This window comes from Bacteroidia bacterium (assembly GCA_023228875.1).
Lineage (GTDB): Bacteria > Bacteroidota > Bacteroidia > NS11-12g > UBA955 > JALOAG01.
The window spans coordinates 62,027-86,892 of sequence record JALOAG010000010.1 but is presented as its reverse complement, the minus strand read 5'-3'; the positions used below and the strand labels follow the sequence as shown (position 1 = coordinate 86,892).

The 24,866-nt window shown below is 36.0% G+C and carries 24 protein-coding genes and 1 tRNA gene; 11 read left to right on the top strand and 14 right to left on the bottom strand.

Annotated features, from left to right (window positions below):
- Positions 1-523: 523 nt before the first annotated feature.
- Both M0R38_10000 and sucD read right to left on the bottom strand, forming a co-directional pair.
- The gene (locus M0R38_10000; protein MCK9482075.1) at positions 524-1,420 is read right to left on the bottom strand and encodes a universal stress protein; all 897 of its coding nucleotides are present in this window, start codon (positions 1,418-1,420) and stop codon (positions 524-526) included.
- 26 nt (positions 1,421-1,446) lie between these two features.
- Positions 1,447-2,331 carry a succinate--CoA ligase subunit alpha gene (gene sucD, locus M0R38_09995; protein MCK9482074.1) on the bottom strand — a complete coding sequence of 295 codons (885 nt, stop codon included), beginning with the start codon at positions 2,329-2,331 and terminating at the stop codon, positions 1,447-1,449.
- A gap of 81 nt (positions 2,332-2,412) precedes the next feature.
- Between sucD and M0R38_09990 the strand changes: the two genes are divergently transcribed.
- The 6 genes from M0R38_09990 to M0R38_09965 all read left to right on the top strand — a co-directional run bounded on the left by M0R38_09990 (position 2,413) and on the right by M0R38_09965 (position 11,408).
- The gene (locus tag M0R38_09990; protein MCK9482073.1) at positions 2,413-2,895 is read left to right on the top strand and encodes a YbjN domain-containing protein; all 483 of its coding nucleotides are present in this window, start codon (positions 2,413-2,415) and stop codon (positions 2,893-2,895) included.
- Positions 2,896-2,988: 93 nt separating this feature from the next.
- Entirely contained in the window at positions 2,989-3,525 is a 537-nt protein-coding gene (locus M0R38_09985; protein ID MCK9482072.1) for an RNA polymerase sigma factor, read from the top strand.
- Between the two features lie 2 nt (positions 3,526-3,527).
- Entirely contained in the window at positions 3,528-4,847 is a 1,320-nt protein-coding gene (locus M0R38_09980; protein MCK9482071.1) for a gliding motility-associated C-terminal domain-containing protein, read from the top strand.
- A 10-nt stretch (positions 4,848-4,857) separates the two neighbouring features.
- Positions 4,858-9,657: a PKD domain-containing protein gene (locus M0R38_09975; GenBank protein MCK9482070.1), complete on the top strand. Its 4,800-nt coding sequence runs from the start codon at positions 4,858-4,860 to the stop codon at positions 9,655-9,657.
- A 97-nt stretch (positions 9,658-9,754) separates the two neighbouring features.
- Complete coding sequence (gene trpS, locus M0R38_09970) at positions 9,755-10,753, top strand: tryptophan--tRNA ligase (protein ID MCK9482069.1); 999 nt, start codon at positions 9,755-9,757, stop codon at positions 10,751-10,753.
- Between the two features lie 40 nt (positions 10,754-10,793).
- Positions 10,794-11,408 (top strand): deoxynucleoside kinase, encoded by a 615-nt coding sequence (locus M0R38_09965; protein MCK9482068.1) that lies wholly within the window; start codon positions 10,794-10,796, stop codon positions 11,406-11,408.
- 98 nt (positions 11,409-11,506) lie between these two features.
- Here the strand turns inward: M0R38_09965 and M0R38_09960 are convergent, their stop codons facing one another.
- The 5 genes from M0R38_09960 to folK all read right to left on the bottom strand — a co-directional run bounded on the left by M0R38_09960 (position 11,507) and on the right by folK (position 16,684).
- On the bottom strand, positions 11,507-13,300 hold the full coding sequence (locus tag M0R38_09960) for a hypothetical protein (protein MCK9482067.1): 1,794 nt from the start codon (positions 13,298-13,300) through the stop codon (positions 11,507-11,509).
- Entirely contained in the window at positions 13,287-14,279 is a 993-nt protein-coding gene (locus M0R38_09955) for a PfkB family carbohydrate kinase (protein ID MCK9482066.1), read from the bottom strand. The genes M0R38_09960 and M0R38_09955 overlap by 14 nt, the downstream gene beginning before the upstream one ends.
- Before the next feature lie 9 nt (positions 14,280-14,288).
- Entirely contained in the window at positions 14,289-15,479 is a 1,191-nt protein-coding gene (locus M0R38_09950) for a pyridoxal phosphate-dependent aminotransferase (protein ID MCK9482065.1), read from the bottom strand.
- A gap of 112 nt (positions 15,480-15,591) precedes the next feature.
- Complete coding sequence (locus M0R38_09945) at positions 15,592-16,182, bottom strand: WbqC family protein (protein ID MCK9482064.1); 591 nt, start codon at positions 16,180-16,182, stop codon at positions 15,592-15,594.
- Entirely contained in the window at positions 16,160-16,684 is a 525-nt protein-coding gene (gene folK, locus M0R38_09940) for a 2-amino-4-hydroxy-6-hydroxymethyldihydropteridine diphosphokinase (GenBank protein MCK9482063.1), read from the bottom strand. The genes M0R38_09945 and folK overlap by 23 nt, the downstream gene beginning before the upstream one ends.
- On the opposite strand from folK, the gene M0R38_09935 reads away from it, so the two are divergent.
- Positions 16,676-17,044, top strand: coding sequence for a hypothetical protein (locus M0R38_09935; protein MCK9482062.1), 369 nt, complete (start codon positions 16,676-16,678; stop codon positions 17,042-17,044). The two genes, folK and M0R38_09935, sit on opposite strands and share 9 nt — an antisense overlap.
- A gap of 3 nt (positions 17,045-17,047) precedes the next feature.
- Here M0R38_09935 and M0R38_09930 read toward each other — a convergent pair whose 3' ends face one another.
- A complete protein-coding gene (locus M0R38_09930; protein MCK9482061.1) occupies positions 17,048-17,776 on the bottom strand; it encodes a hypothetical protein in 729 nt (242 codons plus the stop codon).
- An 89-nt stretch (positions 17,777-17,865) separates the two neighbouring features.
- On the opposite strand from M0R38_09930, the gene M0R38_09925 reads away from it, so the two are divergent.
- Positions 17,866-18,882, top strand: a complete 1,017-nt coding sequence (locus tag M0R38_09925) for an acyl-CoA reductase (protein ID MCK9482060.1) — start codon at positions 17,866-17,868, stop codon at positions 18,880-18,882.
- Here M0R38_09925 and rfbC read toward each other — a convergent pair.
- The 3 genes from rfbC to rplU form a co-directional block, all read right to left on the bottom strand.
- Positions 18,879-19,421 (bottom strand): dTDP-4-dehydrorhamnose 3,5-epimerase, encoded by a 543-nt coding sequence (gene rfbC, locus M0R38_09920; protein MCK9482059.1) that lies wholly within the window; start codon positions 19,419-19,421, stop codon positions 18,879-18,881. The genes M0R38_09925 and rfbC overlap by 4 nt on opposite strands.
- Before the next feature lie 138 nt (positions 19,422-19,559).
- Positions 19,560-19,814, bottom strand: coding sequence for a 50S ribosomal protein L27 (rpmA, locus tag M0R38_09915; GenBank protein ID MCK9482058.1), 255 nt, complete (start codon positions 19,812-19,814; stop codon positions 19,560-19,562).
- 13 nt (positions 19,815-19,827) lie between these two features.
- Entirely contained in the window at positions 19,828-20,139 is a 312-nt protein-coding gene (gene rplU, locus M0R38_09910; GenBank protein MCK9482057.1) for a 50S ribosomal protein L21, read from the bottom strand.
- A 167-nt stretch (positions 20,140-20,306) separates the two neighbouring features.
- Here rplU and M0R38_09905 point away from each other — a divergent pair, with 167 nt between their 5' ends.
- Positions 20,307-20,621: an acylphosphatase gene (locus M0R38_09905; protein MCK9482056.1), complete on the top strand. Its 315-nt coding sequence runs from the start codon at positions 20,307-20,309 to the stop codon at positions 20,619-20,621.
- An 8-nt stretch (positions 20,622-20,629) separates the two neighbouring features.
- Here the strand turns inward: M0R38_09905 and M0R38_09900 are convergent, their stop codons facing one another.
- The 3 genes from M0R38_09900 to M0R38_09890 all read right to left on the bottom strand — a co-directional run bounded on the left by M0R38_09900 (position 20,630) and on the right by M0R38_09890 (position 22,296).
- Positions 20,630-21,103: a 23S rRNA (pseudouridine(1915)-N(3))-methyltransferase RlmH gene (locus M0R38_09900; protein MCK9482055.1), complete on the bottom strand. Its 474-nt coding sequence runs from the start codon at positions 21,101-21,103 to the stop codon at positions 20,630-20,632.
- A 7-nt stretch (positions 21,104-21,110) separates the two neighbouring features.
- A complete protein-coding gene (locus M0R38_09895; GenBank protein ID MCK9482054.1) occupies positions 21,111-22,094 on the bottom strand; it encodes an OmpA family protein in 984 nt (327 codons plus the stop codon).
- Between the two features lie 118 nt (positions 22,095-22,212).
- Positions 22,213-22,296 (bottom strand) — tRNA-Leu (locus M0R38_09890).
- Positions 22,297-22,388: 92 nt separating this feature from the next.
- On the opposite strand from M0R38_09890, the gene M0R38_09885 reads away from it, so the two are divergent.
- Both M0R38_09885 and M0R38_09880 read left to right on the top strand, forming a co-directional pair.
- Positions 22,389-23,366, top strand: a complete 978-nt coding sequence (locus M0R38_09885) for a hypothetical protein (protein ID MCK9482053.1) — start codon at positions 22,389-22,391, stop codon at positions 23,364-23,366.
- Between the two features lie 62 nt (positions 23,367-23,428).
- Positions 23,429-24,862 (top strand): CCA tRNA nucleotidyltransferase, encoded by a 1,434-nt coding sequence (locus M0R38_09880; protein MCK9482052.1) that lies wholly within the window; start codon positions 23,429-23,431, stop codon positions 24,860-24,862.
- Positions 24,863-24,866: the final 4 nt, after the last annotated feature.

Sequence of the window (24,866 nt, the reverse complement as noted above, 5' to 3'; positions counted from 1 at the left end):
GCTGTATCAAGGGTTTGTGATAATAAGCGATAAAAATTGTCAGTTGGTACCAAGCTGTCAATGCTTACTTGATACAACATTTTTGGTTGAATATCCTTACGTCCCTGCATGCATCAAAGATAAAAAATGAAATTTTCAAGGCAAAATATACAACACTGACAATCAATTAATTATGCACACTTATTGCACTTTTGTTAATACATGCATAATTGATTTATATTTGCCTAATGAAGTTATGGGTGTGGTTGTGCAACAGGCACAGCCGTTTGGCGCAAGTGGGGGTTCAGTGCTTCGTTTGAACATTTGTGCTAAATTTGAGTTTTTGGCTTTGTAGGAAGTTTAGTGATAAAAATCCCCACCATTGCAAAGCAAATAAACTTCTTTCAATCCCTTTAAAGAGTTCAATAATGCGCTCATCAGGTGCGCAACAAATAAAACGGGTTACAATGTGAAATTGTAACCCGTTTTTGTTTACAAATCAAAAGGGGCTTAAAGCCCCTTTTTCCATCATAAAAAATAAATATTATTCAAAGAAACTTCCATAAGCGAGAGTATATCCACCTTCTTTCGGATTAATACACATTACAGGAATTCTTTGACTTTGATTAACAATCTGTTGAGCATACGAACCTATAATAAGTTCAGAGAACCCAACCTCTTGTTGTGTCATAATCATAATCAGATCCGCATCAATTCTATTAGCATACTGCAAAGTTTCTCGTGCAAAACTGTCGGGATAATTCTCTTCATCTAAGCCTTTTACAACATACTTCACATTATTTTTTGCTAAAATATCTTGGACACTATTCACACTCGCAAATAGTTTAGAGCGGGTGAACTCATCCTTAACATTTTCAAAAATAACATGGATAGTAGAATTAAATTTCTTTGCTAAATGTATTGCCCAAGTAACCTTCTGACGAGTTTCATAAGTAGTATCAATCGGAAGCACAATCTTTTCATAGCCATTTCCGATAGGTTTCTCTTTTACCACTACAACGGGTTGTTCGCTATATCTAATCACACGAGAAGCATTAGAACCAATAATTTGTTCCATACCTGCTGCACCATTAGACCCCATCACAATACTATCGTAATTACCTTCATTTGCAATTCTAACGATTGTCTTATGTACTCGACCTTCTTCAACTAATTTATTGATTTCTATATGTTCATTTGTTCGGATTTCTTCAATTGTCTTATCCAATTTACTTTCAATGGCTTCTCTAACCAATCCTTCTTTCAAAGTATTGGCACCAAAAATAGATTCCAAAAAATTGTCTTCAACAATATGTAGCAAAGTAATTTTGTTGTTGTATAGTTTAGCAATTTTAACTGCATGTGCCAGCGCATTCGCAGCAATTTCTGAGAAATCGTAGGGAACCAGAATCGTGTTGTTATTTTCTATTGTATTTGACATAGTTTTTAATAATTAATTATTCATAATCAGGCGTTTAACGGCTTTGCCATTATTTCAGCCATTTTAGCACCAATTTCAGCAGGAGATTTTACTACATGGATTCCACATTCCGCCATAATTCTCATTTTTGCTTCAGCGGTATCGTCTTTCCCTCCCACAATAGCACCGGCATGTCCCATTCTGCGACCGGGAGGTGCTGTTTGTCCTGCAATAAAGCCAACAACAGGTTTTGTTCCATTTTCCTTAATCCATCTGGCAGCTTCTGCTTCCATGCTGCCTCCTATCTCTCCTATCATAACAATACCTGCAGTATCAGGGTCTTTCATAAATAATTCAACGGCTTGTTTAGTAGAAGTTCCAATGATTGGATCTCCTCCAATTCCAATTGCAGTTGAAATACCTAAACCCGATTTTACAATCTGATCTGCTGCTTCATAAGTGAGTGTACCCGATTTGGAAACTATTCCAATATTGCCCTTTTTAAAAACAAAGCCTGGCATAATTCCTACTTTTGCCTCTTCAGAAGTAATTACGCCCGGACAATTAGGTCCAATTAAAGTACAATTTCTGTCTTTAATATAGGCGGCAACTTGAATCATATCTTTTGTTGGAATTCCTTCAGTAATACATACTATAACTTTAATGCCTGCATCCGCAGCTTCCATCACAGCATCTGCTGCAAAGGGAGGTGGAACAAAAATAATGGATACGTTTGCATTTGTAGCTTTGACCGCATCGGCAACAGTATTGAAAATCGGTTTGTCAAGATGTGTTTGACCGCCTTTTCCCGGAGTAACTCCACCTACCACATTACTTCCATACTCAATCATCTGAGAAGCATGGAAAGTTCCTTCTTTACCTGTAAAGCCTTGCACTATAATGCGGGAATTTTTATTTACTAATACACTCATTTAAAATATATTTTGAACTTTTATAAACGTGTTGCAAAGGTATAAAATCCACAAGTAAAAAAAAACTAATTTTGAAGCCCGATGAAAAACTTTGATGACTACAAGACACTAATCGAGCAGTCTATAAATATATTAGGAATCGACCCTATGCAAAGTCGTTGCAGCGAGCCGGGACAATGGCTTTTATACAATGGCGACACAGAAATCTATGTAGATTTATGGGAACAAAAAGAGATGACGGGTTGGCAATATTTTCAGCCTGATGGCTATACCTTAAACATTTTTCAAGTTCTATCTCCAGTATGCTATTTACCTGAAGACGAACATTTGCAAAAACAATTATACGAAGAGATCTTAGAAAACAATCTCAACCTATTATTTGCTTCTTTTACAATTAATAAAAGTGAGAATATGTTAGCAATAAAGTTTAGAAGGATTTGTAATTCGCTCAAACAAGAGGACATAATTGAAGCCATAGAAAGTGTTGGGTATTATTCAGAAACTACTAAAGATATCTTGGAAGAAAGATTCGGACTCCATCGCATCACAAAGCCTTCTGAATAATTTCAGAAAAAAAAATAATAGTAAGACAACCTTTTGCACAGAACTGTCATCTAAAGAGTTGAGTAAAAGTGCAAACCCGAGTAATGACAAGGAATGTTACCAGCGGAAGAAGAAAAAGATTTGGTGTTGAAATGCTTGAAAGGGGATGCTGTTTCTCAAAAAAAGTTATTTGATATATATTCGGCAAAAATGTTTGCGGTGTGTATGCGTTATGCCTCGGACTCTGATATGGCAAAAGACTTTCTGCAAGAAGGTTTTATAAGAGTATTTCAAAAACTCGAACAATTCAGATTCGAAGGTTCATTTGAAGGCTGGTTAAGAAGAATCTTTGTTACTACAGCCCTCGAATTTTGCAGAAAACAAGTCAAATCTATTGAGGATTCAGGTATTGACAACTATGAAAACATAGGCTTTGATACTAAAATTATTGAAAAACTCAATGTTCAAGACTTACTCAAACTGATTAGCAGCTTGCCGACCGGATACAGAACAGTATTCAACTTGTATGTGATAGAAGGATATTCTCATCAAGAGATAGCAAAAGAATTGAATATCTCAGAAAATACCTCTAAAACACAGTTACGCAAAGCAAGATTAGTTCTGATGTCCAAAATAAAAAAAGATAAATAAAGATGGATGGCAACCAACATTTAGAACAACAATTTGACGCATTATTTAAGCAAACCTTAAACAATGTAGAGATACCTGCACCTGAAGGTGTGTGGAATCAAATTGCTCAATCAGTTACCTCACCGGTCTCCACATCCACTCTCGAGCCAATGGGTTCTTCAGGCAGTGGTTTGATTTCAGGACTTTCCACTATCGGTAAAATTATAGTCTTGTCATCTGTAGCTGCCATAATCGGAAGTGCCGTTTATTTTCTTAACAGTGCTGAACAATCTGAATCCATTTCAACACCCGTCACAGCATCAAAAACTCAAGAGCAAACTCCTGTTGAATATGACGAAAACACCATTAGTGTCAATCAGGAATCTGCAACAACTTCCAAACCAGCTCAGGAAAGTACAATTAGCCCTACCAAAGCTGATGCTGATGCCAATACTATTCACAAGAATACACTAACCGAAGTTCCTTCAAAAGCAGAACATAAAAACCTTCCGGTTGAAGAAACTCCAAAAACAGAACAGTTGAAAAACACGCATATAGAACCAAGCCAAAACATCAATGTATTAAGTATTGAAAAATCTAAAACATTAATTTCAGATACCGTATTATGTTTTGCTGAGGCACTAAAACCAACCCAAATTTTTGGCAACAGAATTATTTCAAATATTCAAATATTTGAAGGAGAGCGACAGATAACTGTTTCACCAATGTCTGTAAAAAACAAATGGCTTATTGCCAGAGCAAATACACGCAATGGAGACAAGATTGAACGTAGGTTTATGATTGCACAAAACACTCCATCAATCGAAATATCAAATGCAGGAAAAGAAGGTGTATTATGCGATATACTGAATTGGAATTCACTTTCTAACGTTGATTGGTTTATAAATAATGAATTAATTAATGAGGATGTTAAACAGATTGTTTATTATCGCAACATGGAATCTACTTCCACAAACACGGCTTTACTTTCCTTACACTCAACTGACCACAATGGTTGTACCGCAACATATACAGAAGATATTAGTAGATATTTCTATTCAAACCAAGACATTATGATTCCTACAGTAATCACTCCTAATAATGATGGTTTGAATGACAAATGGATAATCAATATTGAGGGAGCTATTTTATTCAATGTAAAAGTTGTAGGACCTTCAAACACAATCATTTTCCAAACAAACAACTTAAAAACACAATGGGATGGCAATGATATGAATGGCAATGCTGTTCCAGCAGGTTCATATATTTATCAATTAAATTATCAGCTACCAAATCAATCTATTAAGACACAAACCGGAATTATTCAAATAATTCGCAATTAAATTTTACGAAATGAAATCAAAAATTACCAATATGAAATACCTAAAATTCAAATTAACGCAATGGCTATTTATTGCCGTGTTAACATTATGGGCTAATCAGAATGTGAATGCACAATGTATTCCCCCAAGCATTTTGAGCTCCTCATTATGCGCAAACTCCCCCATTCAGTTTAAATTAGAAGCTGTAGGGGCAACAAACGTTGTATGGGATTTTGCAGGCACGAAGGATCTGTCGGGCAACCCTACGCCAACCTATTCCTTTAATTCACCAGGCACTTATGATGTTACATTGACATACACAGATGCATCCGGTAAAACTTGCACACAGACAATTAAAGTAACAATATTGCCTCCTCCTACAATGGATGTGGATATTATCACACCAAAGGTACAATGTTTTGCAGGTAATAAATTTACAGTTGTTGATAAGAGCAAAGCAGCTTCCGGTTCTTTTATTAAAAGAGTAAAATATGTAGCAGCAGGTTTACAGGTAGAGGAATTCAATCCAACAATGCCTTTTAGTTTTGACTTTAGCACTGCTGACCCTGGAGGAAATTATTATAGTGTTGATATTGAAATTGAAGACGCAAATGGCTGTATTGTTGTGAAAAGATTGCAAAATGTAGTAGAAGTAAAACCCTCTTTAGGTCTTAACTTTACATCAGATAAACCCAAAGGTTGCGACTCTACATTAATGACAATTATCAACAATTCAACTATTCCAATTACAGGAGTTTATAAATTCATGTGGGATTTTGGAGATGGCACATACGACTCCACAACATGGGGACCCAGTGTTAAACACATGTTTTATTTAGAGGGTCCAAATCAAGGAGCTTTCAAAACCTGCCTTACTGTAACTGACACAACAGGTTGTACTGAAACTTTTTGTTTTGATGGTTCGGCTGTTAACTTACTTGTGCATGGGGAAATTGTTCCGGACAGAGATTCTATTTGCATGGCAGACAATCCGATTAATTTCACACTAGTCCCCGGAATCCCTACAGGAGCAACCGGCTTCGTATGGGAGTTTGGCGACCCTGATTCAGGACCGATGAACTTTGACAATAAAAATCCACTTACTACTAAACATGCATTCTCAAAAGCAGGACCTTTCTTAGTTAGATATAGATATACACACCCTATTTGCGGAAACAGAGATATTTTTAAACAAGTCCAATTAATAGGACCTGCTTCATCAATACCCGGACCTAAAATTCCAATTGATGAACGTTATCAGTGCGAAGCTAAAAAACCTGTGCATTTCCCTAATGAATCAGGATTTTTCCATAATGATAGAAAATTCTTTAATGACCAAAGAGGTTACTACGATGATACACTTCAAATGTGGATTTATCACTTCGATAGTACTTCATTAAAATTAGTCCCTGAAAAAGACTCATTACCAAATAGAGGAAAAGATTGTGTGTTTAGAATATGGGATTTTGATGATGACTATGCGCCAAAGTGTACTACCAACACAGTTGCCGGAATTAATGTTGGTGTCAACTGTAAATGGTCATTGGATTCTTTACCTGTCCATACATACACAGACTGGGATTCAATCTATTATGATTCATTTTATTTAACAAACACCCCATTTTCTAAAACAATAATTGTAACAGGAGGTCCTACGCCCGGTTGTCATCAAATAAGTGTTGATACTAATGATGCTGCTGAACATCGGAGATTGTTTTATTTAGAAATTCCTCGATGTTATAATGTGAAATTATATCATAAAGACACCTGTCATGCACTGGCGTGTGAGAGCCAAGCTACCACGCAGATTTCCATTATGAAACCACGCGCATCCGGTGTAAGAAAAGAAGGACGATATTGCTTTGGCGGACCACCTAACTATGGCATTACCTTTAACTTAGACCCAGGAACTCAACCCGGATGTACCTCAAGTGAAGCATATATTAACCCTGATACATCATTAGGGAATAATTGGATTCCGTTCTTACCGGGCGGGCAAACAGGAACCTATCAAAGCCCCAGTCCTATTATGCCATATCCTATGTCAGGCCCTTATCCAAACAAACTCTTTATTGCATACCCTAATGCCGGTTCAATTAAGGATAGTTTGAGTGGGTATGCAGACGTTGGAATAATCATCGGAAATGGACAACCACCAAACATGTGCTACGATACAGTTTATTATGATTCATTCATTAAATTCCCTGTTATTGATCCGGCTGTTGAGATATTGGTTCCTGCTCAACCTTTAGCCGGTTACACGAATGTTTATAAAGTATGTAAGGGAGACTCTTTGGTAATGAAAGTAAAGAAAGGAAACTTGACAGTTCCTTATGATGCTGACCAAATTTCATATACCTTTACACGTTATGCCCCAAGTGATGTAGAAGAAGGTGGAAGATTTCCTTTCTATTCTTATCAAGTATTAGAAAACTACGAGTGGTTTGTACCTCAAAACGGGGGAACCTACCTAGAGAATTTTCTTAATAGAGAAGTATTGCGAACTTATGGTGGCACAACTCAAAGCTTAAAGAAAGAACGTTTCTCAATTGGTACTGTTCAGCAATGGAAAGCAGAAGCGGACGTTTCTCAAATATTTGATATTTTAGAACCCGCTTTTGATGCATTAGGGTTTAAACTTGCAGAACTATCAAACGAAGAAATTGCACAAATATTCGAACTTGAATGTATTGACACTACCGGTCTAGGCGATAGAATCATCTGGTATATCACACCCACACAGAGAACTTCAACTCATTTCCGTGATACATCCATTTTCGGCTTAGATCAATATAACAATGCACCTGCAGACTATCCGAACAATGCATACACATTCATTGCTGAAGAGAATGGTATATTTAACCTTATTTTCCAAATCAGATCTCGAATTGGAGGATGTCTTGTGCAGAGTGGTTATAGGGTTATTGTTGGATTCTATAATAAATTAGAAGTTACCGACTCTATTATCTGTAAAGAAACCGAGATTGAAGGCACGCCATACTTCCGATATTTCCATATTGACCCTGATAATAATGTTCCTTCTCCTTGCGGAATGCCGGTATGGATGGATTGTATAGATTACTGGGGAACGAGGGAAAGTCAAGCAGGTCAACCTAAAATTGAAGGATTCACAAAATGGGATTGGTCAAAAGGCGATGATAACCCCGGAGATCCTAACACTATTTTTGCACCCAATAATTCAGGCACAAACCCTTATGGTACATTCAGTTATAGTCCTGTCATTCTTGGAGGAAACGGCCCTAATAAAATTTATTACCTTGACTCAGGAATTTATACAATGAGGTTAGCAGCCAGTGACAGTACCGGTTGCCAAGATACGCTATACCAAAACATCTATGTAACTCGCTTATTCTCTAATTTTGGATTTAAAGATACATTAAATGCCTGCATAAACATTGTTACCTTCTTTGATTCAACAATTTTGGTTGACCCATGTCCACAAAAATTAGGTTACGATTGTGACGAAATCATAGAATGGTATATAGACTGGGGGGATGGAAAACAGCCTGATTTGTTTAACAGACAAACCTACCCTCCATATTTAGGCTTTAATATTGGACATAATTACACAAGAGCCGGTACATTTGAAGTATTCTTTAGATTAAAAACCAAGCTCGGTTGTGAAGACTCTATCAGAAAGACCTTTATTATTGCCGGTCCAATTCCTGATTTTACAACAGATATTCAAGAAATCTGTTCAGGGGATTCTATTGTATTCTATAACAAGAGCGAACGTATTACACCTCACTCAGAATGGGTATGGAGATTTGGAGACAATACTACTTTGTCTGAAAAGGCACCAAATCAGCTAGATTCCTTTAAACGTGCATACACATTCTTTGGATTAGGTGATACTACCTATTATGCTTATCTCACAATGTTTGACTCTGTAGCTGGCAGATTCTGCGGATTTACTTATCCTGATACAATAGACAATAGCCAACCTAAATATGGCATTAAAGTAATTGGTAAGAGTCCTGTAGAATTAACTGCCGATAAAGACACAATCTGTCCTGGAGACATTGTAACTTTTAAAGTTACCGGAGATCCGGATTATATAAATTACCATTGGAATTTTGATGCTGCAAAAGGTTTTAGTGATACGCTTACTCGACCTGATTCAGTTATACAAAAGCAATTCTTTGGGGTAGGAACATTTATGATAACAGTAGATGGAATTATGGATCCAAATATTCTTAAATGCCCAGCATCAGACACTATTCTGGTTTACGTTGATTCAGTTATTGCTGATTTTGAGATTGATTCAACTAAATCACCTAATTTCTGCTTCAAAAACACATCTTATAATTCAACAAAAAATCGTTGGGGATTCTACCACACTACAGACATCACTCAGAGTGGAGAGCCATTTAAGGAAGTAATTGAAACTAACGATGAAAAAGTATGCAACAATTACGTTGATTCACTTGGCGTATGGTATGTATGTCTAATTGTTGAGAATCCGGGAGGCTGTATTGACACCGTTTGTAAGGAGATTTCATTCTTCCGAAAAATTCAAGTGCCGAACGTGTTTACACCTGCAGCAGATGGCAAAGGCGGAGATGGATTGAATGACGTGTTTGATATTCCAATTAACGGTCATGATTTATATGAATTAACAATTCGCAATCGTTGGGGTGATATAGTTTTCAAATCAGATAATGCCGATTTTGATTGGAATGGTACAGTAAACAATACTGGTGCAATATGCCCTGATGGTCAATATATCTATCAATTGAAATACAGATTTAAAGGCATGGAAGAAGATGATGTAAGCGGTATTGTTGTTCTCATAAGAGAAAAACATTAAACACAATCTAAAACACGATAAAAAAGGGCTTCAGTAGAAGCCCTTTTTTTATTCACATGAATTCATAAATGCGTTTATTAAATGTATTTTTGCCCGAATGGAAAGAGTCGTAAGCGGAATACGTCCAACAGGCCAATTACACATAGGGAACTACTTTGGTGCAGTTTCTAATTTTCTGAAAATGCAGGATGCTTATCAATGTTATTTCTTTATTGCAGACTATCATTCTCTCACTACACATCCAACACCTACAGACTTACACCAATCAGTCAAACGTGTTCTTGCAGAATATCTTGCACTTGGATTGAACCCTGAAAAATCGGTTATTTATCTTCAAAGTGATTTACCGGAAGTAACAGAGTTGTATTTATACTTAAACATGAATGCTTATAAAGGCGAACTCGAACGTGTGAGCACTTTCAAAGAAAAAGCAAAAACACAACCTGATAATATTAACGCAGGGTTACTCACCTACCCTACATTAATGGCAGCCGACATATTAATTCATAAAGCAAATAAAGTTCCTGTAGGCAAGGACCAAGAACAACATATTGAGATGACACGCACATTTGCAAATAGATTTAACAGACTTTATCATTGCGAATACTTTACAGAACCCCAAGCATTCTCTTTTGGAAACAAATTAGTGAAAGTACCTGGTTTAACCGGCACAGGTAAGATGAGTAAATCTGCCGGAGAATCAGATTGTATCTATATGGGTGAAGAAGCAAGTGTTTTAAGAAAAAAAATTATGCGTGCTGTTACAGACTCTGGACCTACAGAACCTAATGCTGTGATTTCTGAACCTATTGCAAACATTTTTAGTTTAATGGAGTTAGTTTCAGACAAGACAATTCTTGAACAATATAGGAATGCATATAATGATTGCACCATCCGTTACGGAGATCTCAAAAAACAACTTGCCGATGATATGGAGAATTTTATAGCTCCATATAGAGAAAAAATCACAGACACATTAGCAGATAACAAATATTTATCTCGAGTAGCTCAAGATGGTGCAGAGCGCGCTAGAGAAAGTGCATCTAAAACCATAAAAGAAATTCGTGAAATTATTGGAATTAAGAAATTTTATTGAAATTTGACTCGTCATATAAAAAGAAATGAAAGGAAACAACATGCACATAGCCATTGCAGGAAATATAGGTTCAGGCAAAACAACTTTAGCTAAACTATTAGCAAAACATTACAATTGGGACGAACAATTAGAAGACTTGCAAGACAATCCATATATCAATGACTTTTATGAAGATATGCAACGCTGGAGCTTTAACCTTCAGGTGTATTTTCTCAATGCCAGGTTTAATAGTATCAAGAAGATTCGTTCAAACTCCAACAGTGTAATTCAAGACAGAACCATCTATGAAGATGCTTATATTTTTGCACCGAACTTACACGCAATGGGTTTGATGAGTACAAGAGATTTTGAAACCTATATTGCTCTATTTCAATCTCTCAACACCATGATTCAAGCTCCTGACTTACTGATTTATTTACGTGCATCAATTCCAGCATTGGTAAGACAAATCCAACAAAGAGGAAGAGATTATGAAGATTCAATTCGCTTAGACTATTTAAAAAGGCTAAACGAAAGATATGAAGCATGGATTTCAACCTACAACTTAGGGAACATTGTAATTATAGATATTGATGAATTGGATTTCATCAACTCTCCTGAAGCAACCAACCAGGTTATTACAAAGATTGAAACTGCTCTAAATGGTTTATTCTAAAAGAATATCTTTCTTAATAATATAACCGCCAATAATACCAATAGCATAATGGCGAAAAAAAGGTAAATCTTAAATTTATTTTCAGTTAATTTTCCCATTTATCCAATAATTAAATGTGTCTTAGGGTAATGGATAGTATTAGGTTTGGCTTTAGAACTTAATGCAAATGCCAGCGTTAATACACCTACCCTGCCTCCAAACATAGCAAAACTTAAAATCACTTTACCAACATCACTCATACTAGAGGTTATTCCCATCGACAATCCGGTATTTGTAAATGCTGAAACAGCTTCAAAAGTGAGTTTCAAGAAAGGGATGTCGGGATCTGAAAAACTCAATGCGGTGATGACCAACAGGATATAATTCCCAGAGAAAACAATGATTGCAAATGCCTTATAAATAAGTTCATTAGATACACTCCTTCCGCCCAATATGGCTTCCTTTTTCCCTGAAATAGTACCCAAAATAGCTACAAATGCTACAACAAAAGTGCTAGTCTTGATTCCCCCTGCTAAAGAAGATGAACCTCCACCTATAAACATCAAAAACATGCACAATAATATTAAAGACTGTGGGACCAGCGCTAAATCTACAGAACCCATACCTGTTGTTCTTAATCCAGCTGATTGAAAGAAAGAAATTGAAAGTTTTTCAATTGTATTCTCTTGATAAAAGCTCCCATTGATATAAAGAAAAAAGAAAAACAAACACCCAATGATGAGTAATATTAAGGATGAATAAAGTGAAATCTTAGTCCCTAATTCCCAACCTTTCCAAGTAAGTCGTACTCTTTCTCGCAGTCTTCTAATTGAAAACACATCAATCAATGCAGGGAATCCTAAGCCTCCAAAAATCATTAAACCTCCCATAACATACTGCCATAAATACATTCGATTTATGATTTCGTTTTTGGTTGCATCTGGAAATAATGAAAAACCCGCATTACAAAAGGCAGAACCTACATGAAAAATAGTGTAATATAATTTTTGTCCAAAAGATTCAAAAGGATAATCTCCCCAAGACAATAAGACTGCAGCAACTCCAACTAGTTCCAATCCAAAGAATAAGAAAAGCATTCTCTTAATAAAAGAAAAACTACTGTTCAAAGAATCCATATTAAATAACTCATTCATCAATACTTGTTGTTTAATTCCAATGCCCTTCTTGATATAAGTCGCAAAAAACGAAGCAAAAGTCAACAAGCCAACACCTCCCATTTGAATTAGAAGCAGTAGTATAATTTGTCCTTTTATATTAAAAAAGGTTCCAATTTCTATAGTGGAAAGACCTGTGATACATACCGCACTTGTTGAAACAAATAATGCATCAAAGAAATCAAGAAATGTGTTTTGATTATTAAACCCCGGTAACATTAACAAGCCTGTACCTGCACTAATAACAAAGACAAACGACAATAAAAAGAGGATGGCAGGTTTAATAGTACTTGAAACAACAAAATTCAACGACTTGACAAACTCAATTAAAGCCAATAACAACAAAAAGAAAAGCAAGAAGAACTCGTAATACTTCCTATCGTTTCCCATGATACTTGCAAACTTCTGAAGGTGAGAAGTTGAAAAGCCAAAATAGCTTATTCCACCTAAAGCAATTAAACAGAATATCAAAGTTTCAAACAAATGTGCACGGATGAATGTAATCTTTTTGCGCTCTATTGACATTCTAAACAAAAAATTGAATGCATAAATAAAATAGAAAGCCCTGATGGTTGGAATCCAAAGTTCAGAAGTCTTACCTTCAAAGTTGAATCCATACCTCGCAATCATAAGTCCGAATACAACAAATGAAATGAGGTTAATAATCACCCTATTCCATCTAAGGATGATACTATTATGTTCAAAAAACCAGATTCTACGATTTTTAAATGCTGCCATTTGAGTGGCTATGTTTTAAATATTCAGATTCTAACCTCTCAAGATTAATGGGAACTACACCGGGATGCTCACACACTAATCCTCCGGCAAGATTTGCAATAAAAGCTATGTCTTTTATCGGCATTCGGGCAGCTAAGCAAAGTGATGCAACACTAATAACAGTATCGCCTGCTCCCGAAACATCGGCAATGGTTCTAACAAATGCAGGTAAAAAATGTTGTTGTTCTTGATCTTTAATAAAAACACCCCTTTCGGACAAGGTTATAAAACTAATCTTATTAGACAGATTCATTTCCATTTCCTTGATTGCCTTTAGAAAAAAGTGCTCATCGGATAAATTATCTGTTGAATTAAGAGCTTCCTTTAACTCTTTCAAATTGGGTTTAAACATATCGACATGTTTGTATTCCCAAAAATTCTTCTTTTTAGGATCCACAGTTACAGGAACATTATGCTCATGTGCAATGGATATCAGTTTTGAGATATTGTCTGAAGTTAATACTCCTTTATTGTAGTCTTCTAAAATGACAACATCAGCTTGTGCAATGGCTGCATTAAATGAATTGAACAATAAGAGATTTTCATCTTGGTTTAAATCATTTGTTTGTTCGTAATCGAGGCGAAGCAGCTGATTCTTTTGTGCCATCACTCTCAATTTTGCAGTCGTCTTGCGAGTCGGAGAGACCATGATATAATCCTTTGAAATTTCATTTTCAAGCAAAATATTTTTCATAATTTCACCTTCTGAGTCATTTCCAACAAAAGCGCAAAGCATTGGAATCGCACCAAGGGATTTAATATTAAAAGCAACATTGGCAGCACCACCCGGACGATTCTCTCTTTTTTCGATAGCCACAACTGGAACCGGAGCTTCGGGCGAAATTCTTTCAACACTCCCAAAGATATATGAGTCCAGCATGATATCACCAACAATTAATACCCGCTTCCCCTTAAAAAGAGTTTTCAAATCGTGCTGCATAATAACTTTTTATTTAAGTTTACTTAAGGCATTTTTCATTCTTACAAATGCTTCAATCAAATTCTCATTTGAAGTAGCAAAAGAAAGTCTCAAACAGTTTTTCTCACCAAAGGCAGAACCTTGCACAGTTGCAACATGACCGGTATTCAATAAATATATTACCAAATCATAGTCTGATTGTATCACTTCTCCGCTTTCTGTCTTCTTTCCAAAATAAGCGCTTACATCCGGGAAAAGATAATATGCTCCATCTGGAACAGTTGTTTTAAATCCTGGGATTTGCGCAGACAAAGTCAATGCTAAATCCCTTCTTTCTTGGAACTTCTTGTTCATCATTTTACTTGGTTCAAGGTTATCACCAAGTGCAGCAACAGCAGCATACTGAGCTATAGAGTTAGCTCCTGAAGTAAATTGTCCTTGAAGTTTTTCACAAGCCACTGCTATTTCTTTTTGAGCAGCAATATATCCGATTCTCCACCCGGTCATAGCATATCCCTTACTCACCCCATTTATAACAATAGTACGCTCAAACATAGATGGAATCTGCGCAATACTAAAATGTGCGCCTGTGAAATTTATATACTCATAGATTTCATCGGAACATATAAAGATACGCGGATACTTCTCTAACACTTTTGCCCATTCTTTTAATTCAGACTCTGTGTAAAATGAACCTGTGGGATTACATGGATTAGAAAAAAGCAATATTTTTGTTTTGGGTGTAATCGCTTGCTCTAATTGAGAAGGTGTAATTTTATAGTTATTTTCAATTTTACCTTCTACTAACACCGGCACACCTTCAGCAAATTTCACAATCTCTTTGTAGCTAACCCAATATGGTGTAGGAATAATTACCTCATCTCCTGGGTCAATCAAACTGAGGATAGTATTCATAAGCGAGTGCTTTGCACCTGTGCTAACCACAATATTCTCAGGCTTATAAACAAGTTGATTATCTCTTTTTAATTTATAACAAACTGCTTCGCGCAATTCAGGGATGCCAGCAACCGGTGGATAATGTGTTTTATTGGCATCAAGTGCAGCCTTTGCAGCTTCTTTTATGTGATCAGGAGTTGGGAAGTCCGGTTCGCCCATACTCAAACTAACTATATCAAATCCTTGTGCAGTCAAATCTCTGGCTCGTTTTGCCATTGCAATACTTTCAGATTCGGAAAGGCTATTCACACGTTTAGAAATCATAAGAAAATTTAGAATTACAGTTGCAAATGTATGCCTTTCTTGATTCCATTTACTACGGAGTCAGATGTTTATGAACAGCTATTCACTATATTGGAACATATGTTCACAAGGCTCAATATCGCATTCTCAGAGCCGCTTCAGGACCCAAACAGAAAATAATATCAAAGACAGTGGCATTTTGCACAAATCCAAATCTATCCATAAATGGTTGAGGATAGGGAGTTATCTCAAACTCAGTCAATAGTTCAGTTGCAACATGGTCAGTGAGTGTTATCTCAACATCCCATTGCAAAGCTTTGTGAGCCCATCCCAAGGTACCAAGGGCTAAGTTTAGCAACTTTTCATCTTGTAGCTTCTCAAATACATCCCACAATTTATAATCATAGTATTCAAAATAAGATGTCTTCCCGTAAATAGTTTGCAATGTGTTTTTTAATTCCTTTAACCATTTGGATTGATTCGATATTAGCACATCTGAAACACCTGCACCTAAAGACTCTTTTTGCAACGGAACACTAAAACTACTGATTTTATTGGGTCCGATTAAAACAAACCTATTACCTGAAAAGGATTTAGGGGTGTAGATTTTATTTGAAAGACAAAGTTTCTGTTGTTCTACTACATAATGCATAAACCAGCTAATAGTTGGGAAAATACAAACGGGAGCTATATGTGGCGGTTCAATATTTTTCAACAAATCCATCGTCTTTACATTGTTTAAGTAATTGACTATTCATCAAACGGAGTGTTGGATGGATAAACTTCGGCAATAATTCAGCAAGAGGAACAAGACAAAACCTTCTATTTTGAATTTCAGGATGAGGAACTATCAATTGAGCAGAATTTACCTTTTGTTTGCCGCAATATAGCATATCCAAATCCAGTATTCGGGCACCCCATTTCTCTTTGCGCTTTCTACCCTTACGCTCCTCTATTTTTAATAGTTGTTTCATAACAAATAATGGCGGCAATGTTGACTTGAAAGCAAATACCTGATTGAAAAAATCCGGCTGGTCTATATTACCCCAAGCTTTAGTCTTATAAAGAGATGATTGTAAAATACTTCCATTAATAGACAAATTTCTTAACTCTCTCTTTGCAAAATTGATTTGTTGAATCGGGTCAGCCAAATTTCCACCGGCTAAGATTATATAGAACATCTTGCGTGTAAATGTTTTTGCGTTATTTTTGCCTTTATGTTTCATTTTGCTTCTTCCGGTATAGAGACTTTTATTTATGTCATCTTTGCCATTTTGTATATGTTATATAAATTCTCCTCTTCCAAAAAGAACAAGGAGAAAACATCACAGCAAAACACAAGTTCAAAAGTAGAATTCCCAAATCAAACACCATCCCAAAGAGTTAAAAAAAATTACCATATATCTGAGGAATACACGCCAAATAAACAATACACATATCAATCAACACCAACGCCTCAAGTTTCAAAGCGAGAAAATATTGAATTGATAGACCTTGATGTAAATGAAGAACCAATAGACATTCTGGGTATCCCATCGAAAGAAGCTATCATAGTTGCTGAACTATTAAAACGCCCTGAATATTAATTGTTAATCAAAATACAAATCACCTTTCATTGGCTTTAAGTCATTGAAATCAAACAAAAAACTAAAATTCAAACCCAGATAACTACCTGAATAACCCATTTCAAACAAAGGGGTTCTTGAATTCTTATCATTGATTACGTTTAAAGTCATTGGATTTCCCATACCTCTTTTATAAAGCACCCCAACCGTAAACGCATGACCACTCTCAAACTCTCTCATAAACTCCACGCCAATATTAAGACTATATGAAATTCTTTTATTGATAATCACTTCTAAAGCAAAAGGATTTTCGGGGGTTGAGCGATAAAAAGAAATATTATCTTTATTGCTGTTATAAAATGCACTCACCCCAACCAATTCTCGCATAAATGATTGCTTATTCATAGGTTGACGCAAATAAAAACCCAATGGAACTTCGAATCCCCCCACATTGCCTCTAATCGTACCATTAATATTGTTATCATAATTGATAATAGTATAACTTTTAGATGACAACAAAAAGCCTGAATGAAACGCAATACCTGAATTTAAACCATACTGTATCATTAACCCTCCTACAACACCTGGTGCATTTTTCCTATTAAAATCTTCAGGCAATGGATCTAAGAGATTGGCTTTTGAAAGGTTTGGTGTCAATGCTAAACCTGCTCTAAAACCCTTTTGCCCATAGGAATAATGTGTATAAAAGAAAAATATCGTTAACAGTATTAAAAATCCGCGCTTGTTTGACATGGGGTCAAAAATAGGATTTATATTTTAGAAAATTACTTTACAGCATGTTCCGGCTAATCATATAAAAGACTAAAGCATACCTTTGCAGCATGGCTCTTCAATCCATTCAGCTACTAAAAACGCTTCAATCCATATTTGCTCAAAATACAGATAACATTGAATTATTTCAAAAGGCAGAAATAGAAAATCCTTGGTTCACACAATCAAACTGCAAATTAGCTTTTGAATCATGGGCTAACTCACTCACCACTGTAAGTATTGAAGCATGGATTGATAGAGAAGGAATTAGAGAAAACATTGAAGTTAGTAATAAAAAAGTGGGGGTAATCTTAGCAGGGAACTTGCCATTGGTTGGACTACACGACATCTTATGTTGCTTAATTGTAGGTCATTCAGTAATCATAAAGCCATCTTCACAAGATTCGGTACTCATTAAATGGGTTGTATCACAATTAACAGACTCCATCCCCGAACTCAAGCACAAAATCATGCTTAGTGAAGGATTCGTAAAGGGTGTAGATGCATACATTGGGACCGGAAGTAACAACAGCGCCCGTTACTTTGAATATTATTTCAAAAACAAGCCAAATCTAATCAGAAAGAACCGCACATCTGTTGCAATCATTGACGACAGCACAACAGATGAAGAAATCAAGGCATTAGGGAAAGATGTTTTCAGTTATTTTGGGATGGGTTGTAGAAACGTTACACATTTGTTTCTACCCGAAAAATTTGACTTAGAAAACATAATAAAATATTGGACACCATATTTAGACCTAATTAATCATCACAAATACGCAAACAACTACACTTACCATAAAGCAATTTTGTTGATGAACTTGGATAAACATATTGATACCGGATGTCTGATTATGGTTGAGCGTGATCAATTGCAAACACCTGTGGCAATGTTGGGATATAGTTATTATAAAGACATATCAACCTTATTGTCCGGATTAAATTCCGAAAGAGAGAATATTCAGTGTGTTGTAGCAAACAATAAGGATTTACAAATGAATACAGTCAGTTTTGGAGCAACTCAACACCCTGAGTTATGGGATTATGCAGACGGTGTTAATACAATCCAATTTTTAAAGCAAATTTAAAATGGAGAGCGAAAATCTTTAAAAAGTGGCAGCCGAGCATCTTTATCAGAAATAATCGGATGCTGCACACCCCATTGAATATTAAGGTCTGCATCATTCCAAAAAATACCGCCTTCAGTTTCAGGAAAGTACAAGTCCGAACATTTATACTGAAAAACAGTATAATCTTCCAATGTTGCAAACCCATGCGCAAATCCAACAGGTATATACATCATCAACTTATTTGACTCACTTAATTCTGCAGAATATACTTTAGCAAAAGTTGGCGAATTTGTTCTGATATCCACCACTACATCTAAAACTCGTCCCTGCACCACCCTAACGAGTTTTGCTTGAGGATGAGGATTTTTCTGAAAATGCAATCCTCTAATAGCGCCTTTCATGCTCATTGACTGGTTGTCTTGAACAAAGACATCATCAATACCATTTTTTACAAAAACTTCTCTATTATAGCTTTCAAAGAAATAGCCTCTTGCATCTTCTAACACCTTAGGTTCAATAAGCAATAAGCCTTCCAGCCCAGTCTCGATTACTTTCATCTTGGGCATCAAAAATAGAACTAAAACACAAGTAAATGTGAATGTTTATACACTAATTGCTAACTCCCTATAAATGAAAAAGCCCCGAGTAATCGGGGCAATTCCAAACCATTAACTTTAAACTATGAAAACTTCAATTTAATTTTGAACAACAGAAACAAAACTTCTGTTATTCTTTTTCTTTTTGAAAGTTACAGTACCATCAATCAATGCAAAAAGTGTATGGTCCTTACCCATACCAACATTTTCACCTGGATGATGAACTGTACCTCTCTGACGAACGATAATGTTGCCGGCTTTAGCAATTTGACCACCGTACAATTTTACGCCAAGTCGTTTACTATGCGACTCTCTTCCATTATCCGAACTACCTGCTCCTTTCTTATGTGCCATTTTACTTTACTTCTTAGATTGTAATTGCTTCAACTTTAATCTTGGACAATTGTTGTCTGTGTCCATTTAATTTTTTGTATCCTTTTCTACGCTTCTTTTTAAATACAAGAACTTTATCCCCTTGTACATGTTCTAAAATTGAAGCTTTAACTGATGCTCCTTTTACAGTTGGAGAACCAACAGATATCTTTCCTTCGTTGTCAACTAACAAAACTTTATCAAAATCAACACTTGAACCGGCTTCATTCTCTAATCTGTGTACAAATAAAGATTGATCCTTCTCTACTTTAAACTGTTGACCTGCTATTTCTACGATTGCGTACATGTCCCTTGTTTTGAGGGTGCAAATATAGGAAGTATTTTTTCAATCCCAAACTAATTTTAAAATTCTTTTAATCTGATTTTGGTCTTTCATCTGCTCGAATACTTTTCTCGTCAAAAAGCACACAACATCATTATTCTTCGTTTAATTTTGTGTATCCCTATTGACACATGAGACTACGAAATAAAACACTTGAATCTATTCCTGACATATGCATTGAATTAACCGTAACGGGTTCGGTACAAGGTGTTTATTACCGCAAATTTACCAAGGAACTTGCAGTAAAATTAGACATCAAAGGTTGGGTGAAAAATCAAGCAGACGGCTCTGTCTTGATTGTTGCATGTGGAACTCAAAGGAACCTGGACGTTTTTATTGAAAAATGTAAGGAAGGAAATATCTGGAGCAAAGTATCTGATGTGTATGTCAAATCTATTCAGGTTGCAAATTCTTTCAAAAGTTTTGAGATAGTCAGAAAAAAGTAAACTCCTATTTACTCATGATGGTATGGCAATCCTTTTAAGATGGCAATACTTCTATACAACTGCTCTATAAAAATTGCTCTAACCATTTGGTGATTAAAGGTCATCTTAGAAAGCGACAATGAATAATTGGAACGATTAATAACATCTTGAGAAAATCCATACGCTCCGCCAATCAGAAACACAATCCTCCCTCTTGCCGTACTCATCATATCCTGCAATTTATCCGCAAATGCGATTGATGAAAGTTGCGTTCCTCTTTCATCTAAAATCACAACAAAGTCGTCTCTTTTAATATTGGAAAGAAAAGAAACACCCTCTTTATCTACCAATATATCTACAGTCTGACTTCCTGCATTCTTGATATCTGCAAGAACAAGCATCTCAAATTTCACAAATCTATTTACGCGTTTCGAATATTCATCAATCAGCGGTTGAACACCTTGAAGATTAGTTTTACCTATGACATATAAGGCAATCTGCACGTCAAATTTAGTTTGACAAAATTTTAATCAATTCGTCCAATTTAGGAGTAAGAATGATTTCAGTTCTTCTATTCATTGTACGCGCTTCTGGTGTTTTTGCCGGATTTAATGGAACAAACTCGCCTCTTCCTGATGCTATGATGCGTGTTGGTTCAATATGGCCTTCATCTGTCAAAATTCTGACAATCGAAGTAGCTCTAAGTACACTCAAGTCCCAATTATCTTTAATCGAACTGCCTTTAATAACAGGCACATCGTCTGTATGTCCTTCTACCATAATTGTTACATCCGGCTGTTCCAACAAGGCTTTTGCTAATTCAAGCAACGCTTTCTTTCCTTGCGGATCAACTTCAATACTACCGGATTTGAACAATAACTTTTCTTGCATTGAGACATATACTTTTCCATTTTTCACTTCCACAGTGAGTCCGTTGTTTTGAAAATCAAATAATGCCTTTTGCATTTTATCTTTGAGGACTTGCACAGTTGAATCTTTAGACCTTAAAATTCTTTCTAACTCAATTACTCTCGCTTCACGTTTTGCCAAATCCGCTTCCAATGCCCTAATTCTTAACTCTGTTTGGCGCAATTGCTCCTCTTTATCCATCAAATCTTTTTCTTTGAGTCTGAGCAATTCGGAGGTTTCTTGCAAATCTCTTTTTGTTCTATCTTGCTCATCACGAGAATTTGCAATAATTCTTTGCTGAAGGTCTTGCAAATCATTGTAAAGCTTTTTAGTTCTTTCTAAAGCCATATAACATTCGGCAGAATCAATTCTTAAAGAAGCGATTTCTTTTTGCATACGCTCAACCGTTTCCTTTTCAACAATCAGTTGTGCTTCCGCTTTTTTGAAACTGCTTTCATACTTGTCACGTTTTTGAACACACTCGTCATATTGGGCTTTTAATTCGGAGTATTTCCTTTCTGAAACACACCCTGCTACCATCAAAGCAAGTAAAACTACAACACCGGATAATTTAGCAAACTTCATATATTCAAATTTTAGCCTACGAAAGTAGTTATTCGATTTTTTGTAAGAATACAAAAGGCGGTATTACAGTAGAATAGTTATAAAGACCTGTTTAGAAAATCAGACAAGAGAAGAAGAGTGCCCGGGACCGGGGTCGAACCGGTATGAGTGTTACCTCACTGGTGTTTGAGACCAGCGCGTCTACCAATTCCGCCACCCGGGCATATTCTTGTGAACAGGGCTGCGAAAATACTATTTGAATTCATTTTAACAAAAAATATCTTTGCGCTAAATATTTATTGCTTGGGAAGGAGATTGTTTATATTGTTGGGAGCCTTGTTGGGATGTATTGTAGTAATTGAATTTAGCCTCAAATTATACAACCCTTTTTTAACTTTTCATCATAAAGAAACCGCAGCGTGGGATGCAACACCTGACAATATTTTGAAAATCGAGCCGAAACATTCTCAGAAAAAACGGACTATTTTTTATCTCAGCACTTCTACCAAAGATAGCCTACATAGCTGTTTATGGTTGCACCATGTATTAAAATCAAATCCGCAAAACACATCAATTCAGTTTGTTGATATTTCAACCAATCAAAAATTCTTACACAACATTACTTCTCTCAAAAAATATCTTTCACATCACACTCCAAACACACTCGTATTACAGATAGATGCGGGGATACTGCATGATTTAATTGCACTTCCGAATTACAAGTTTGAGTCAGATGGACAAGGCAAACTTTTGAATTCAAATGAGATAGAGATTTTGAAATCTATAAAGGCTATAGATAATCGCAACATAGAAGACAGCGTATATTTATTCAATCCATTTCGCACTGTACAGGGCTATAAGGATTCATTCCCCCTAACAGACAAGAAGGTTTTAAAAGAGTTAAAGGCAGAAGCACGTTTAATTGCGCGAAACATTAAATCTCTTCATACATTCTGCAACAAAGAAGGAGTCAAATTAATCATTATTCCTGCTCCTATGCTCTGGAGTACATATAGAAATGACCGATATAGTAAAATGCCTCTCGATCAAATTGTGGTTTCAGAACAAGTACCAACATATTGGTATGCCGAGATCTATTACAGCATGCTCCTTGAAATCAAAGGAAATCTTCCAAACAAAATTACATGGGTCGATTTATATAAAAACTTCCCCTCCGACAGCAGATTCTTTTATGATGGTTTCAGATTAAATGATGAAGGGCAGTTGCTCTTTGGTCAAATGTATTTAGGTCGCGAGCCTCTCTCCAAAGAATATCGCAGTATTTTACAATAAAAACACACTGAAAAGGCTATGTATTTATTGACTTATCAACTGTAACTTCGCACCCCTCATAAATGCAAATTGAATTAACCGGACATATCTTTGAAAAATTAAGAGCTACAAGCAAACAGATCAAGCAGCCGGCTTGGTTGATTGGTGGCTTTGTCCGCGATTTATTACTCAAAAGAGAATGTAAAGACATTGATGTGGTTGTATTGGGCAGTGGTATTGACTTTGCCAAACATTTTGCCGAAAACTTGAACGAAGATGCAAACGTTTCTTATTTCAAGAATTTTGGTACTGCACAAGTTAAGATAGCAGAATATGAAATTGAGTTTGTAGGTGCTCGCAAAGAGAGTTATTCGAGAGATTCACGCAAACCAATTGTAGAAGACGGCAGCCTTGAAGACGACCAAAACAGAAGAGATTTTACTATTAACACACTATCCATTTCTCTGAATGATGTAGATGCAGGCACTCTATTTGACCCATTTAATGGCATTCAAGACTTAAAACAAAAGATTATCCGCACCCCACTTGACCCTGATAAAACTTTTAGTGATGACCCTTTGAGGATGATGAGAGCAATTCGTTTTGCAACCCAACTTAATTTCACAATTGAGAATGAAACACTTCAAAGTATTACTAAAAACAACCAAAGACTCTCAATTATTTCTTCAGAACGAATTATTGCGGAACTCAATAAAATCATACTTTCTCCCAAGCCTTCCATAGGTTTTAAGTATTTATTTGACACAGGTTTGCTTCACATCTTTTTCCCTGAAATGGTTGCTTTACAAGGAGTAGAATGGGTGGATGGCAAAGGACATAAAGACAACTTTTATCATACCCTCGAAGTATTAGACAATGTCGCTACACAGTCTGACAACTTATGGCTCAGGTGGGCAGCTATTTTACATGACATTGCAAAACCGTTAACTAAAAAATTTGTAGAAAACGAAGGATGGACATTTCATGGACACGAAGATAAAGGTGCCCGAATGGTAAAATCGCTTTTTAGAAGGCTACGACTCCCGCTCAATGAAAAAATGAAGTATGTGGAACAATTAGTCTTTCTGCACTTGCGACCCATTGCTCTTACCAAAGAAACTGTAACCGACTCTGCTGTACGCAGATTAATGGTTGAAGCCGGTGAAAGTATTGATGATTTGCTGATACTTTGTCAATCCGATATAACCTCAAAAAATGAAGTAAAAAAGAAAAAGTACTTAGCGAACTTGGAATTGGTAAAGCAGAAAATTAATGATGTAGCAGAAAAAGACAGGCTGCGAAACTGGCAACCACCCATTTCCGGCAATGACATTTTGCAGCATTTTGAAATTACAGACCCCAGACAAGTCGGGGTATTAAAAAACTCCATTCGAGAAGCTATTTTGGAAGGCAAAATTCCTGATGAACATTTAGCAGCTTTTGACTTTATGATGGCAGAAGGAATAAAAATTGGTCTAAAACCAAAAACATTGCACAAGACTATTCAAAATAAATAAATTT